Raw genomic sequence first — 14,358 nt, forward strand, 5'->3', positions numbered from 1 at the left:
CAACAAGTCTTATTCCAGATCAGTCAGGTATTGCGGCTCCAGCACCACGACAGTTGGCCGGTCTGGCAGCGTCTTGAGCGACACCGTGACCTCGGAAACTCCGTCACGCTCCACCGGGAATGTATCCCGGATGTCGACCAGGAACCGATCCAGCGAAAAGCCCGAGAACCAGTGCATCGGTATGATAACCGAGCTTTTGAGGCGCTTCAGAACAGTGATCATCTCGGGCAGGGGCATGGTCGTGCCTCCATCCACGGCCGCCATCACCACATCCAAACGTCCCAACGCGGCAAACTGCTCGTCCGAGGGGACATGGTGCAGATGCCCCAGATGGCCGATGCACAGGCCTTCGACCTCGAATACGAAAATAGAATTGCCCTTGGTCTCGACCCCACCCAGGGTCGATCGGATATCGGTCGACACGTTGCGCACCACCAATTCACCAAGATCAAGATAGTGTTCGATCCCCTGCCCGAATTCGCCCCAACCCGGCAGGACATGGGGGATGGCAGGATCCGGATGCGCCGTCCAGTGCGTGTTGTGGGCGTGGTTCATCGTCACCACGTCGGGAATCAGATCGGCGCCGCCGATGAAACCGGTGAAATCGGTGACCGAGTTCAAACCGCCCCGCGTCTGGATCAGAAAGGATGCGTGGGCAATGTAACTGATGCGCACCGAAAACTCGGGCACCGGGTCGGTCCACGCCGCCTTGTGCAGATACTCAATGCCCGGTGCCGCGTCTGCAATGGCAATACAATGGCTCGGCCGCCGCTCCTGCGCCGACACCGCTCCCGAGATTACCATCAATGCCAGAACCACCCAGCGCATGAGGAGAGTGTAGCGCAGAACGCCACCAAGTCATGCCCCTTGTTCATCTGGCCAAAAATATCTCCGGGGGAGACGCGGCTTGCCGCGGCCGGGGGCAGAGCCCCCGATGGCCCCTGTGGGGCCACCTACCCGGCGTCGGTCTTGCCGCGCCGGTCCGAACGCAGGCTGGCATAAAGAACATGCGTCCGCCAGCGCCCGTTGATCTGCAGATACGACTGCGCCACGCCTTCGTATTTGAACCCCGAGCTTTCCAGCAACCCGCGCGAGGCATTGTTTTCAGGAAGGCAGGCAGCCTCGATCCGGCTCAGGTCAAGGCGGGTAAAGGCGTGGTGCACAACCGCGCCGATGGCCTCCCGCATGTACCCCTGCCGGGCAAACGCTTGACCCGTCCAATAGCCAAGCGTTCCGGCCTGCGCCGGGCCACGTCGGATGTTGTCCAGCGTGATCGCCCCCAGCAGTACGTTGTCGCTGCGGCGAAACAGGAACAACGGGATCGCCGTACTGCTGCCGACCGAGCGCTGCGCCCAGTAGACCCGGTTGGTGAAGGATTTGCGGCTCAGGTGATCCTGGGCCCAGATCGGCTCCCACGGGGTCAGATAATCTCGCGACGCCCGCCGCAACGCGGCCCAGTCATTGAAATCGGAATGCACAGGCGGACGCAGGCTCAGCCGCTCGGTTTCGAGTTTCAGCTTGCGTCTGCCCAACAGCATCACGCCGCACGCCTCTCCTGCAATTGCGCCAGCGTGGGCGCGCCCGAGACAGGGCCATAGAGCGCCAGCGCTGCCGGGGCCTGTACGGCCATCTGCTCGGCAAAGACGCGGACGTCCTCGGTGCTGACGGCGTCGATCATGGCGACGGTATCCTCGAGCGAGGGCACCCTGCCCCAGATCTGTACCAGCCGCGCCAAGCGTTCGGCCCGGTTCGACGGGCTTTCCAGCCCCATCAGCATGCCCGCCTTCATCTGCGCACGGGCACGGGCGACCTCTTCCTCGCTCATGTCTTCGGCGGCGCGCTTCATCTCGTCGATGGTGATCGTTGCCAGTTCGCCAACCTGATCGGCCGATGTTCCGGCATAAATCGTGGTTGTCCCGGTATCGGCATAGGCACCTGTCTGCGCGAAAATCGTGTAGCAAAGCCCGCGCGTCTCGCGCACTTCCTGAAACAGACGCGAGGACATGCCGCCACCCAGTGCGGTCGAGTAGATCTGTGCGGTATAGATCGCATCTTCACGATAGCCTGGGCTTTCCAGCGCCAGTGCGAAATGGGCCTGTTCCAGCTCTTTTTCCTGCCGCGCCTCACCGCCGGTGAACTGCGCAGGCTCGGCGATCAGGCCGGTTCTGGGTGTCAGATGGCCAAACATCTCCTCTGCCAGTTTCATCAGCGCATCGTGATCCACAGCGCCGGCGGCGGACAGGATCATCTGATCCGGGCCGTAATGCTCTGCCACGAAGCCCGACAGATCCTCGCGCGAGAACGAACTGACCCTCTCGGTGGGACCGAGAATGGTCCGACCCAGGGGCTGGTCGTGATAGCTCTGCTCTTGCAGCCAGTCAAAGATCACGTCGTCGGGCGTGTCATAGGCCTGGCCGATCTCCTGCAGGATGACGCCGCGCTCGACCTCGATCTCGCGCGGGTCGAAAACTGGGTTCAGAACGATATCGCCGATCACGTCCATGGCGAGCGCCACGTCATCCTTCAGGACACGCGCGTAATAGGCCGTCACCTCGCGCGAAGTGTAGGCATTGATATAGCCGCCCACGTCCTCGATCGCCTCGGCGATCTGCAGTGCGGAACGCCGCTTGGTTCCCTTGAACGCCATGTGTTCAAGGAAATGGGCGATGCCGTTCTGCTCGATCCGCTCGTGCCGCCCGCCGGCGGTTACCCAGATACCGATGGCCGCCGATTGCAGCCCCGGCATATGTTCACTGACGATACGAAACCCGTTCTTCAGTTGGTCCTGTCTGACAGTCACTCAGCAATATGCCTTCTGATATGATCCTCGAGGGCACCCAGATCGTTGGCAATGCGGGTCACCCGTTCCGGACGTTCATACAGATCAGACATGCGGGATGGAAGAGGCGGATGCACGCCGCTCGCCTTCTCGACCGCCGCCGGGAATTTCGCCGGGTGCGCGGTGGCCAGTGTGATCATCGGCACGTCCGCCGTGCGGTGCGCTTCAGCGACCTTGATACCGACGGCGGTATGCGGGCAAACCAGCTCGGCGCTGTGGGCGAGCGTGTTCTTGATCGTCGCAAGCGTTTCGTCTTCGGACACGCGACCGGAGTCGAAGCTTTCACGCAAGGCCTCCATCGCGCCCTGGCTGACGTTGAAGCCGCCCGTCTTTAGTTCGTCCATCAATTGGGCCACTGCGGCGCCGTCCTCGCCATAGGCATAATACAGCGCGCGTTCGAAGTTCGAGCTGACCTGAATATCCATCGACGGGCTGATCGAGGGGATCGTGTCGCCTTTGAAGTATCCCTCACCCGACAGGCAGCGGTGCAGAATGTCGTTCTGGTTCGTGGCCACGACCAGACGGTCGATTGGAAGCCCCATGCGCTTGGCCAGATAGCCCGCGAAGATGTCACCGAAATTGCCGGTGGGGACGGTAAAGCTGACCTTGCGGTGCGGGGCTCCGAGGCTGACAGCTGCCGAAAAGTAATAGACGATCTGCGCCAGAACACGGGCAAAGTTGATCGAGTTCACGCCCGCCAGTTTCACACCATCGCGGAAGTCGAAATCGTTGAACATATCCTTCAGCGCGGCCTGGCAATCGTCGAAATCCCCATCCACGGCAAGCGCATGAACGTTGCCATCGGCGGGTGTGGTCATCTGACGGCGCTGCACCTCGGACACGCGGCCATGCGGATACAAGATGAATACGTCCACGGCATCCAGACCCCGGAACGCCTCGATGGCCGCCGAACCGGTGTCGCCGCTGGTCGCGCCCACGATGGTCACGCGATCGCCCCGCCGTTTCAGAGCGACCTGGAACAGCTGACCGATCAGCTGCATCGCGAAATCCTTGAACGCCAGCGTCGGGCCGTGGAACAATTCCAGCAGGAAATGGTTTTCGTTTAGCTGCTTCAATGGTGCCCGGGCATCATGGCCGAAACCTTCGTAAGCACGGGCGATGATTTCCTTGAACTCATCTTCGGCAAACGAGCCGCTGACATAGGGCCACATCACGCGGAACGCGATTTCTTCATAGGACAGACCGGCCAGAGCGGCGATCCCGTCCTGTGACATTACCGGAATTTCGGCAGGCAGGTACAGGCCGCCATCGCGGGCCAGTCCGGTCAGCATCGCCTCTTCAAAGGTCAGTTCGGGCGCCCGCCCACGGGTCGAGATGTATTTCATGTCGCGTCACTCTCAGTATTGGCACGGCTGCGCCACAGGAAGGACCCGGTCATCGCGGCCCAGACCAGAGCCAGACCAAACCAGGTGATTGCATATTGCAAATGATCGTTCGGGATACCCGCCGCATCCACCGGCAAAGGCGTTACATTCGGGTCGGTTTTCGTACGGGCAATCAACAGCACCGGCTCCGCTCCCAGCGCTGCGGCCAGATTTGGCACATCCCGGGCAAACCAGATGTTGTCATCGATGTCCGGATCGGGCGTATAGCTGTCGATCTCATCGGGCCAGTGCAGATTGCCGGTGATCTCCATAGGCCCGGTCGAACGCTCCGCCTGCTTGGCAGTGGTCCGGACGAAACCCCGGTCCACCAAAATTGTCCGATCCGCGGTACTGAAGGACTGGATGATGCGATACCCGGCCCCAACCTGCTTGACCGAAACCAGAACATGGATTTCGCCCGGTTCCATTTCGCCAGAGACAGTGACCGGCAGGTACTTGTCGGCATCCTCCGAAACCTGCGGAGGCAAAGAAACGGGCTCGGCTGAGATCCGGCTTTCGATCTCGGCCAGGATCCCCTGTTTCCACGCAAGTCTCTGCACCTGCCAGACGCCCAGCGACACCAGCACGCCCAGACCGGCAAGGCCGAAGATCAGCAGAAACAGAAAGCGGCGCATGGCTTGGGCAAACCTCATTGCAGGAACCGGCGTCTTGTTAAGGGCCGTGCGACCCGAATTGCAACCACGCAATTGTATGGGGCGCAATCTTGCGCCCCGGATAGAGAAAAAGCCGCCCCAAAGGGCGGCTTTTGCAATTGGATCACCAAAGCGGAGTTACATCAGCGGGGCCTGCCCCCAGATGTAAACGGCGAAGAACAGGAACAGCCAGACGACGTCCACGAAGTGCCAATACCAGGCGGCCGCTTCGAAACCGACGTGTTTCTCCGGAGTGAAATCACCTTTCAGTGCACGGATCAGACAGACCGTCAGGAAGATGGTGCCGATGATCACGTGTGCGCCATGGAACCCGGTTGCCATGAAGAAGTTCGAATAGAACTGATCGCCGCCGAATTCCCAACCACCGTGGGCCAGCAGTTCGTAGTATTCGAAACCCTGCAGGAAGGTAAACGCAATACCCAGCGCGATACCGATTGCCAGACCCTGCACCAGTGCCTTTCGGTCATTGCCGTGCACAAGCGCGTGGTGCGCCCAGGTGATCGCGCAGCCCGACAGCAGCAGAACCAGCGTGTTGATCAGCGGCAGGTGGAACGGGTCAACCGCGTGGATGTCCGGCTGGATGTATTCGGTGCCGGCATAGTCGTACATCGGGTACATGCGATGTTTGAAGAACGACCAGAACCAGGCGAAGAAGAACATCACCTCGGACATCACGAACAGGATGAAGCCATAGCGCAGGCCGATACGGACAACCGGCGTGTGGTCGCCCTGACGGCTTTCGACCACCACTTCGGACCACCAGGCAAACATGGTGTAGAGAACGGCCACCAGACCGGCCCAGAATATCCACGGAGTGATTCCGTGCATCCACAGGACGGCTCCGAACAGCATCACAAAACCACCGACGGCGCCAACAAGCGGCCAGATCGAGGGGTTCAGAATGTGGTAGTCATGGTCTTTAGCGTGTGCCATCAGTGTCCCTCACCTTAAGGCGTTAGTTCGTGTTTGTGTCTTCCTGCACGTCGAGGGCGGCATAGCCCTCGGGCAGGTCGATTTCGTAGAATGTATACGACAGAGTGATCGTATGAACATACTGTGCTTCGGGGTCTTCGACGATTTCGGGGTCGACAAAGAAGGTCACGGGCATCTCGACCCGCTCGCCCGGCTGCAATACCTGCTCGTCAAAGCAGAAGCAGGCGATCTTCTGGAAATACCCGCCCGCCGAGTACGGCGTCACGTTATAGGACGCCTGCCCGGCAATGGGTTTGTCGGTCGGGTTATATGCCTCGTAAAAGGCCAGCCCGGTTTCGCCGATGCGGACCTTCATCTCGCGTTCGACGGGCTTGAACTCCCACGGCATGCCCTTGGCCTTGGAGCCGTCGAAACGGATCGTGACCATGCGGTCGAGAATGTCATCAGGGGCTTGCTGAGCGACGCCGGTGGTGCCGCCAAAGCCGGTGACCCGGCAGAACCAGTTGTAAAACGGCACCGCAGCCCAGGCCAAACCGCCCATCAGGACGACCACACCGACCAGTTGCACAACCGTTTTTTGAGGACCCGACATCGCCATCAGTTCTGCACCTCGACAGCGGAACCCGTGAAGGAACTGCTGGAAACCTTGGCGATGGTCAGGCCGAAGATGATCACGATGAATGCGGCGAGGGTCAGCCCCACGCCCAGATTGCGGCTGAAACGGCGGTGGTGCAGTTCGTGGCTCTTGCGCAGGCTCATGACCAGCCTCCCAGCCCATAGGGCTTCAGCAGCGCTTCCACGAGAATGGCGCCGAAATGCAGGAACAGATACAGCAGCGACAGTTTGAAAAAGCCACGCTCGACCTTGAAATTGTCCGCCTCGGCATCGTCTTCGGTGCGGCGGGAAATCCGCCATGCGCCGCGCAGGAACAGCGCATTCAGAACAAGGGCGACGGTCAGATAGACCGGGCCGCCAATGCCCGAGAAGGCCGTGCCAACCGCTAGAATGGCCAGCAGCGCAGTATAGATCAGGATATGCACACGGGTCGCGCGTCGCCCATGAGTGACCGTCAGCATCGGAACACCGGCATCGTCGTAATCCGTGCGCATGAACAGGGCAAGCGCCCAGAAATGCGGCGGCGTCCACATGAAGGTCAGAGCGAACATCAGCCACGGCTCAAGCGTCATGGAGCCTGTGGCGGCAACCCAGCCGATCACCGGCGGGAACGCTCCGGCCGCGCCGCCGATCACGATGTTCTGCGGCGTCAGGCGCTTCAGCCACATCGTGTAGATCACGACATAGAAAAAGATGGTAAAGGCCAGAAACGCACCGGCAAAGATGTTCGTAGCCAGCGCCAGCATGATGACCGACATGCCCGACAACGCTAAGCCAAGCGCCATCGCCTCGCCCGGTTCAACCTTGCCGGACGGGATGGGGCGACCCTTGGTGCGTTTCATCACCTTGTCGATATCCGCATCCCACCACATGTTCAGCGCGCCGGAGGCACCGCCACCGATGGCAATGAACAGAATGGCGCAAAAACCGACCACGGGATTCACGGAAACCGGAGCCGCCAGCAGACCGACCAGCGCGGTGAACACGACCAGAGACATCACACGCGGCTTCAGCAGGGCGAAATAATCGCCAAAGCTGGCCTCGTCCGCGTATCCCTTCGCGGTCACGGTGCTGGCATTGAAGCTTGCGTCGCTCATTTCCGGTCCTTTGTGGGCGAAAGCTGCGCGATTAACGCGCAGCCTGCATGTTGTTTCAGGCGGGGCCAGCCCGCCCTGTCGCGTTTACTTGGCAGCAATCTGATAGGATTGCGGCAGGCCTGCATATTCGTCGATCGCACTCTTCAGCCATTCATCATAGGCTTCCTGGCTGACGACCTTGACGGTGATCGGCATATAGGCGTGGTCTTTGCCGCACAGTTCCGAACACTGGCCGAAATAGATGCCTTCCTTGTCGGCCTCGAACCACAGCTCGGCCAGACGACCGGGTACACCGTCCTGCTTCACGCCGAAGGACGGGATCGTCCACGAGTGGATCACATCGGATGCGGTCACCTGCATGACTACGACCTTGTTCACCGGAACGACAACCGCAGTATCGGTGGCCAACAGCCATTCATCGTCGCTGTAGCCTGCATCGGCCAGCTTGGCGCGCATCGCGTCGTCCAGAACAAACGGCGTCACATCCGCGTCAGCCGGGCGCGCGCCTTCGTCCAGTGTCGCCGGGTGGCCCAGCAGGTAGCTGTCGAACGCAAAGTCGTGATCGACGTATTCATAAGTCCAGTACCACTGGTTCCCAACAACCTTGATAACCACGTCGCCTTCGGGAATCTCCTGCTGCTTGAACAGAACCGGCAGCGAGAAGGCGCCAATGAAGACCAGAATCAGGATCGGGCCAAGCGTCCAGGCGATCTCGACCGGGGTGTAGTGAGAGAAACCGGCTGGCTTCGGGTTAACACGCTGATTGTAGCGCACGATGCAATAAAGCAGCAGGCCACCAACCAGCAAGCAAACGGCGGTGATGATGACCAGAATCATCCCATCCAGATCCCGAATCCCTTCGGCCAGGCTCGTGGCGGGGGGCTGGAAACCCATGCCACCATCGACCGGCTTGCCGATAATCTCAAGCTCCTGAGCCATGGCGGGAAGGCTGGAGAGGGCTGTCATAAACCCCGAAAGCATCAAAGCATTCTTCATTTTCTGTCCTGATCGTTTGATCTTTGCGTCCCTGGCGAAAAGGTGTGAATCGGCCACACCTCTCCCGTTGTCTTTGGCCGCGTTAAAAACCATATTCCTGCGGGTAGATAAAGCAAAATGCTTGCGTCAAACAGACGCTATTTTTGATCTGGATCAAACCGGAAAGGTCCCAAGCCATGTCAAACGACCCGTTTCGCCCCTTTGAAACCGCAATTCCGCATGATGAAGCGCTTGCGGTGCTGCAATCGGCAACGGCGGGCGCCGAGGATGGCGAGCTGTTCGTGGAACGCCGCAAATCCGAATCTCTGGTCTTTGATGACGGTCGCCTGCGCACCGCGTCTTATGATGCGTCCGAAGGATTCGGACTGCGCGCCGTGCAGGGCGAAGTTGCCGGATATGCGCATTCCACGGACGTTTCGATCCCCGCGCTGAAACGGGCGGCCGAGACCGCGCGGCTGGCGGTCGGGGATGGCGGTGGCACGCTGGCCGAGGCACCGCGGGCGACCAACAAGCGGCTTTACACAGATGAGGATCCGATCGAAACCGCCAGCTTTCCGGTCAAAATCGAGACGCTGCGCGAGATTGATGCGTTTTCCCGCGATCTCGATCCCCGGGTGGTTCAGGTCAGCGCAACCATCGCAGCCGCAGTGCAGGAGGTTGAGATTCTGCGCCCTGATGGCGTTCTGGTGCGCGACGTGCGCCCGATGACCCGTCTGAACATCTCGGTCATCGTGGAGCAGAACGGACGCCGCGAAAGCGGTTCAGCCGGTGGCGGTGGCCGTATCGGTCTGGATGGGCTGATCGATCCGGCGGACTGGCAGGACAAGGCGCGCGAGGCATTGCGGATCGCTCTGGTCAACCTGGACGCAGTCCCTGCCCCGGCCGGTGTGATGGAAGTGGCCCTTGGCCCCGGCTGGCCCGGTATCCTGCTGCACGAGGCGATTGGGCACGGGCTTGAAGGGGATTTCAATCGCAAGGGCAGTTCGGCCTTTGCCGGGCTGATGGGGCAACAGATCGCGTCCAGGGGTGTGACTGTGGTCGATGACGGCAGCATCGCGGACCGGCGTGGCTCGATCACTGTGGACGACGAAGGCACGCCCAGTTCCCGCACGGTGCTGATCGAAGACGGAATACTGACGGGGTATATGCAGGACCGCCAGAACGCACGGCTGATGAATGTTGCGCCCACCGGCAACGGGCGGCGGCAAAGCTATGCGCACAAGCCAATGCCACGCATGACCAACACGATCATGCTGGGAGGCGATGCGGACCCTGCTGCCCTGGTTGCGGACATCAAGGACGGAATCTGGGCCGTGGGCTTCGGCGGTGGTCAGGTGGATATCACCAACGGCAAGTTCGTTTTCTCCTGCACCGAGGCGTATCGGGTCGAGAACGGCAAGATCGGTGCACCGGTCAAGGGCGCGACGCTGATCGGGGATGGTCCTTCGGCCCTGAAGCGCATTCGCGGGCTTGGGAATGACATGGAGCTGGACCCGGGCATGGGAACCTGCGGCAAGGACGGGCAATGGGTGCCTGTGGGGGTCGGCCAACCAACCGTTCTGATGGATGGCCTGACCGTGGGCGGATCGGCCGCCTGAGCGGGAATCAATTGGAAACTCAAGGGCGCAGGGTTAACACTGCGCCTGATTTTTTGATTTCTGCATTGGAATGACCGCGAACTGCGCAAGGAAAGATATCTCGGATTTTCTTTTTACTTTCGAATTGTTATTCCGCAACCAAAGTACACCACCTGTGAAAATGGCATCTAATTTTCAACGATTCACAGGCTGTTAACCCCGCATCCCGTAAACCAGTTCTGCAATCAGGCGGAGCAACGGATGACTGAAGAGCAGCTTTCTTCCTATCACCCCCCACTCCCACCCACCACGGAAGAGGACCGGTTTTCCTGGCTCCGTCTGTTGCGCTCACGCAAGGTTGGCCCGGCAACATTCCGGCGACTGTTGTGCGAACATGGCTCGGCGCAGAATGCGCTGGCCGCGTTGCCGGAAATGGCACGCGCCGCCGGGATCGAAGACTATGAAATATGCCCACCCGGCGTGATTGAGGCGGAGCTCAGGGCTGCAAAAGCCGCAAAAGCGCGGCTTCTGTGCCTTGGGGCCGCTGACTTCCCCGCTTCCCTGTCGACCCTGTCTGACGCACCCCCGATGCTGTGGGCCATCGGTGACATCAGCGTACTGGCAAAACCGGCAATTGCTTTGGTCGGCGCGCGCAACTGCTCGTCCCTCGGGGGGCGCATGGCCCGGAACCTGGCGAAAGAGCTTGGGGCGTGCGGTTATACGGTCGTCTCAGGCATGGCGCGCGGCATCGACACATCCGCGCACATCGCGTCGCTGGACACCGGAACGGTGGCTGTTCTGGCAGGCGGGGTCGACGTTGTTTATCCGGCGGAAAATACCGATCTTGCGAACGATATTGCACGCAAGGGCCTGCGATTGTCCGAACAGCCGATGGGGGTGACGCCGCAGGCACGGCATTTCCCGCGGCGCAACCGCATCATCTCGGGCCTCGCGCAGGCGGTTGTGGTGGTCGAGGCGGCGGCAAAATCCGGCAGTCTGATCACGGCGCGGGACGCGCTGGATCAGGGGCGCGAGGTTCTAGCCGTACCCGGCCACCCGTTCGATGCCCGCGCCGCCGGGTGCAACCTGCTGATCCGCGATGGCGCCACGCTGGTCCGTTCTGCGCAAGACGTGATTGACGCACTGCCGCCGCAACAATCTGTGGCAGAGGCGCCGGAACTTCCGCTAAGCCTTCAACCTTCGTCTGACGCCCCTGCAATGCCAGAGGCGTCAGTCTTGCAGGCCGAAATTTTGGCGCGGCTGGGTCCTTCGCCGGTGGCCGAAGACCAGTTGATCCGGGACATTGCCGCCTCGGCCGAGGCCATCGCCCCGGCCTTGCTGGATCTGGAACTGGACGGACGAATCCAGCGGCAGGCGGGCGGCCTGCTTTCGCGAGTAGCCTGATCACCGGCTTTTGCGCGGCCCCGTCTGTTTGAAGAAATTTGGCCCGGCCAGAGCGCTGAAATTGCGGGAAAAACAAGATGCGGCAAGGTACGCATTGACAATTCGATCTTGCCGCACACATTTTGCACCGCCATACAAAGCGCAAAGCCTGTCGAGCAAGGATTCATCTTAAATGCCTGTAGTTGTTGTAGAATCTCCGGCCAAAGCAAAAACAATCAACAAATATCTGGGCCCCGACTACACCGTTCTGGCCTCGTACGGCCATGTACGCGACTTGCCGCCGAAGGACGGATCGGTTGATCCAGAGCATGAATTCTCGATGAAATGGGAAGTCGGCAATGACAGCCGCAAGCACGTCAAGGCCATCGCCGACGCGCTTAAAGACGACAATGCGCTGATCCTGGCCACTGACCCCGATCGCGAGGGCGAAGCAATCAGCTGGCATCTGCAGGAAGCGCTGACCAAGCGGCGCTCGATCAAGAAAGACACACCGGTCAGCCGGGTTACATTCAACGCCATCACAAAAGAGGCTGTGACTCAGGCGATGCAGAACCCACGTCAGGTGGACATGCCGCTGGTCGAGGCTTATCTGGCCCGCCGTGCGCTGGATTACCTGGTGGGGTTCAACCTGTCACCCGTTCTGTGGCGCAAGCTGCCCGGCGCGCGGTCGGCTGGCCGGGTGCAGTCGGTCTGTCTGCGGTTGATCGTCGAGCGCGAGATGGAGATCGAGGCGTTCAAGCCGGTCGAATACTGGTCGGTGCGGGCCTTGTTCGAAACGCCCCGCGGCCAGACCTACGAGGCCCGGCTGGTCACGCTGGCCGGAAAAAAGCTGGACAAGCACGATCTGACCAATTCGACTCAGGCCGAATTGGCAGTTCAGGCCATCACCAGCCGCGCGCTGAGCGTGACATCAGTCGAGGCCAAGCCTGCCGCCCGGAATCCAAGCGCGCCGTTCATGACATCCACGCTGCAGCAGGAGGCCAGCCGCAAGTTCGGCATGGGAGCCCGCCACGCGATGCAGGTGGCGCAGCGGCTGTATGAGGCGGGTTACATTACTTATATGCGGACTGACGGCATCGACATGGCGCCCGAAGCTGTGACTGCCACCCGCGACGCTATCGCCGACCGATATGGCGCGGAATACGTGCCAGACAGCCCGCGCATGTATAAGAACAAGGCCAAGAACGCTCAGGAAGCGCATGAATGTATCCGCCCGACGGATATGTCGCGCGATGCCAAGGCGCTGAAGGTCACGGATGAGGATCAGCGCAAGCTTTATGATCTGATCTGGAAACGCACCATTGCCTGCCAGATGGCGGCCGCCCGGATGGAGCGGACCACGGTCGAGATCGGCAGCGCCGACGGTCAGGTCGGTCTGCGCGCCACCGGGCAGGTGGTATTGTTCGACGGTTTCATGCGCGTCTATGAAGAGGGCCGCGATGACGTCACGGATGACGACGAAAAGCGCCTGCCCCAGATCATGAAGGGGGACCCTGCCCCGTTTGCCAAGACCTCATTGCTGGATCAGCACACCAAGGCCACGAGCGATGACAAGGCCGCCATCCTGTCCGAGAACGAAGCCGTTCTGGCCCTGCAACATCACACCCAGCCGCCCCCGCGCTATACCGAGGCCACTTTGGTCAAACGGATGGAGGAGCTGGGGATCGGGCGCCCTTCAACCTACGCCAGCATTGTGACGACGATCCAGGACCGGGAATATGTGCGCAAGGACAAGAACCGGCTGATCCCTGAAGAAAAGGGCCGCATCGTCACCATCTTCCTGCTGAATTTCTTCCGACAATACGTGGGCTATGAGTTCACCGCCAATCTGGAAGAACAGCTGGACGACGTCAGCGCCGGGGATCGCGACTACAAGGATCTGTTGGGCAAGTTTTGGCGCGAGTTTTCGGCTGCAATCGGCGAGACCTCGGAGCTGCGCATTTCGGAAGTGCTGGACAAGCTGGACGAAGCGCTGGCACCGCAGCTTTATCCGCCGCGCGAGGACGGGTCGGATCCGCGGATCTGCCCGAAATGCGGCGTGGGGCAATTGCACCTGAAGACGTCGCGCACCGGCGGATTCGTCGGGTGCGGCAACTACCCGGAATGCACGTATACCCGTCCGATCGCCGGTGAAGGCGCGGAAGGCGACGAACGTCTTCTGGGCGAGGACGCGGGTGATGAGATCTGGCTGAAGTCCGGCCGCTTTGGTCCTTATGTCCAGCGTGGCGAGCCGACGCCGGAGAACAAGAAACCCCCCCGTGCGTCGCTGCCGCGCGGCTGGAGCAAGGATGACATGGATCTGGACAAGGCGCTGACCCTTCTCAGCCTGCCCCGCCAGATCGGCGAACACCCCGAAGGTGGAATGATCAGCGCGAATTTCGGTCGCTTCGGGCCTTACCTGATGCATCAACTGGCCGATGAAGCCAAACCGGTTTATGCCAACCTCAAAGACCCTAATGACGTGTTCGAGATCGGGATGAACCGGGCCGTGGAACTGCTGGCCGAAAAACGGGCCAACCCCGGTCGGGGCCGTAGTGCGGCAGCCAAACCGCTGAAGGAACTGGGCGAGCATCCCGATGGCGGCGCGATGCAGGTTCTGGACGGGCGCTACGGGCCTTATGTGAAATGGGAAAAGGTCAATGCGACCATTCCCAAGGACGTAAAACCCGAAGACGTGACGCAGGAAATGGCCGTTGAACTGGTCAACGAGCGGGCGGCCAAGAAGGGCACCAAGAAAAAAGCTGCGCCAAAGAAGAAGGCCGCTGCCAAGAAGACAGCCAAGAAGGCGGGCTGAGACGGGGCTAGGTAGAAATACCATTGCCCTCTGGTTTCATTGAC

The 14,358-nt window shown here is 60.7% G+C and carries 13 protein-coding genes; 3 read left to right on the plus strand and 10 right to left on the minus strand.

Annotation, left to right across the window (positions count from 1 at the left end; genetic code table 11):
- Nucleotides 1-9: 9 nt before the first annotated feature.
- From ACR0CG_RS10870 to coxB, 10 genes are all read right to left on the minus strand, one after another.
- Nucleotides 10-828 (minus strand): MBL fold metallo-hydrolase, encoded by an 819-nt coding sequence (locus tag ACR0CG_RS10870; RefSeq protein ID WP_480524781.1) that lies wholly within the window; start codon nt 826-828, stop codon nt 10-12.
- A 125-nt stretch (nt 829-953) separates the two neighbouring features.
- On the minus strand, nt 954-1,538 hold the full coding sequence (locus tag ACR0CG_RS10875) for a GNAT family N-acetyltransferase (protein WP_170613774.1): 585 nt from the start codon (nt 1,536-1,538) through the stop codon (nt 954-956).
- Nucleotides 1,538-2,800 (minus strand): M16 family metallopeptidase, encoded by a 1,263-nt coding sequence (locus ACR0CG_RS10880; protein ID WP_480524783.1) that lies wholly within the window; start codon nt 2,798-2,800, stop codon nt 1,538-1,540. Before ACR0CG_RS10880 ends, ACR0CG_RS10875 begins: the two co-directional genes overlap by 1 nt.
- Entirely contained in the window at nt 2,797-4,185 is a 1,389-nt protein-coding gene (gene thrC, locus ACR0CG_RS10885; RefSeq protein WP_480524785.1) for a threonine synthase, read from the minus strand. Before thrC ends, ACR0CG_RS10880 begins: the two co-directional genes overlap by 4 nt.
- Nucleotides 4,182-4,859, minus strand: coding sequence for an SURF1 family protein (locus ACR0CG_RS10890; RefSeq protein WP_480525022.1), 678 nt, complete (start codon nt 4,857-4,859; stop codon nt 4,182-4,184). Before ACR0CG_RS10890 ends, thrC begins: the two co-directional genes overlap by 4 nt.
- 156 nt (nt 4,860-5,015) lie before the next feature.
- Nucleotides 5,016-5,831, minus strand: a complete 816-nt coding sequence (locus ACR0CG_RS10895; RefSeq protein WP_170613246.1) for a cytochrome c oxidase subunit 3 — start codon at nt 5,829-5,831, stop codon at nt 5,016-5,018.
- 22 nt (nt 5,832-5,853) lie between these two features.
- Nucleotides 5,854-6,429 (minus strand): cytochrome c oxidase assembly protein, encoded by a 576-nt coding sequence (locus ACR0CG_RS10900; RefSeq protein WP_480524788.1) that lies wholly within the window; start codon nt 6,427-6,429, stop codon nt 5,854-5,856.
- Complete coding sequence (locus ACR0CG_RS10905) at nt 6,429-6,590, minus strand: hypothetical protein (protein ID WP_480524789.1); 162 nt, start codon at nt 6,588-6,590, stop codon at nt 6,429-6,431. Before ACR0CG_RS10905 ends, ACR0CG_RS10900 begins: the two co-directional genes overlap by 1 nt.
- Entirely contained in the window at nt 6,587-7,543 is a 957-nt protein-coding gene (cyoE, locus tag ACR0CG_RS10910) for a heme o synthase (RefSeq protein ID WP_170613252.1), read from the minus strand. The genes ACR0CG_RS10905 and cyoE overlap by 4 nt, the downstream gene beginning before the upstream one ends.
- 84 nt (nt 7,544-7,627) lie before the next feature.
- Entirely contained in the window at nt 7,628-8,539 is a 912-nt protein-coding gene (gene coxB, locus ACR0CG_RS10915) for a cytochrome c oxidase subunit II (protein WP_480524791.1), read from the minus strand.
- Nucleotides 8,540-8,715: 176 nt separating this feature from the next.
- Here coxB and tldD point away from each other — a divergent pair, with 176 nt between their 5' ends.
- The 3 genes from tldD to topA all read left to right on the plus strand — a co-directional run bounded on the left by tldD (nt 8,716) and on the right by topA (nt 14,314).
- Nucleotides 8,716-10,137: a metalloprotease TldD gene (tldD, locus tag ACR0CG_RS10920; protein WP_480524792.1), complete on the plus strand. Its 1,422-nt coding sequence runs from the start codon at nt 8,716-8,718 to the stop codon at nt 10,135-10,137.
- Nucleotides 10,138-10,377: 240 nt separating this feature from the next.
- Entirely contained in the window at nt 10,378-11,520 is a 1,143-nt protein-coding gene (dprA, locus tag ACR0CG_RS10925; RefSeq protein ID WP_480524794.1) for a DNA-processing protein DprA, read from the plus strand.
- A gap of 172 nt (nt 11,521-11,692) precedes the next feature.
- Complete coding sequence (gene topA, locus ACR0CG_RS10930) at nt 11,693-14,314, plus strand: type I DNA topoisomerase (RefSeq protein WP_480524796.1); 2,622 nt, start codon at nt 11,693-11,695, stop codon at nt 14,312-14,314.
- The last annotated feature ends 44 nt before the right edge of the window (nt 14,315-14,358 follow it).

The organism is Ruegeria sp. AB8 (assembly GCF_056542605.1).